Source organism: Hymenobacter persicinus (assembly GCF_004167665.1).
Classification (GTDB): Bacteria; Bacteroidota; Bacteroidia; order Cytophagales; family Hymenobacteraceae; genus Hymenobacter; species Hymenobacter persicinus.
On sequence record NZ_SEWE01000110.1, the window covers coordinates 1 to 1,010 of the forward strand.

Genomic DNA, 1,010 nt, shown 5'->3' on the forward strand with positions numbered 1-1,010 from the left:
TCGTCGACGATGAGCAGCTCCCAGTGCGGGTAGGTCTGCTGGCGGATGCTCTCCAGCGTCTGGCGCAAATACGCGCTGTTGTTGTACGAGGCCACCCCAACTGTCACTAAAGGCTCTTCCATAAGACTACAATTCTTTGGCATTCGCATGCCAAGTGGGTTGGTTATCTCATCAGAAGCGTCAGACTTCCTTATTACATAAGCGTTAATCTACGACTTTTAGTATGAATAAAATATAATTTTTTCTTTACATAGTATATTATTTAGCTTTTCTATGATTTTCTTGGCACTCAGCTGCAGAGGTTTTGCTCTGCTAATCCAATGCTGCCTGCGATGCCATAACTAGCGACGACCCAGCATTTTTTGGAATTGCATTACCCGTTTGCCAGATACGCCAAGCTTCGCCAGCAAGTACAGTCCCAAGCTCTGTAACGACCGATCGTCCTGCCATCGTACGCGGAGCCAGTGTGCTGCCTGCGGACTACCAATCTGATAAAGCAACTCCGAACGCAAACGCGTCTGCCGCATAATGGCTGTGTCTCCTTCTGCGCTGTAGCCGCGGTGCTTGCTGAGCAGCATCAAAGAGCCTTCCTCCATTTGCTGGCGGCGAGCGGTAAAAATGCTGTTAGTATGCCGCCGATACTTGGCACTGACCTGGGGGGAGTAGACAAATTTATATTCCTTGGCCAGGCGCAGCCACATATCCCAGTCCTCGAATGGTAGGCTCTCGTCGTACAAGCCCACCTTGTCGTAGCAGGAGCGCCGGACCAGCACACTCATCGCCGCAATGACACAGGAGTTAAGCAGGGTTAGGTACACATCCTCAGGATGAGCAATCCCAAAATCGTCGGGCTGGGGGATACGGTTTCCCTGCGCGTCCATAAACTCGATAGCACTGGTAATCACGCCCACCTCGGGCGGAGCATCGCGCAGCAGCGGCACCTGCACGGCCAGCTTGTCGGGCAAGTACACGTCGTCCGAGCCAATCATGCAGATAAACTCGCCCCGGGC

At 52.7% G+C, this 1,010-nt stretch carries 2 protein-coding genes; both read right to left on the reverse strand.

Features of this window, described 5'->3' with window-relative positions; all coding sequences use genetic code 11:
- Positions 1 to 149, reverse strand: a 149-nt coding sequence (locus tag EWM57_RS21975) for a glycosyltransferase (RefSeq protein WP_207218375.1), incomplete at its 3' end; no start/stop codon positions are given.
- 192 nt (positions 150 to 341) lie between these two features.
- A partial coding sequence (locus EWM57_RS20800) for a glycosyltransferase (protein ID WP_207218374.1) occupies positions 342 to 1,010 on the reverse strand: 669 nt, incomplete at its 5' end.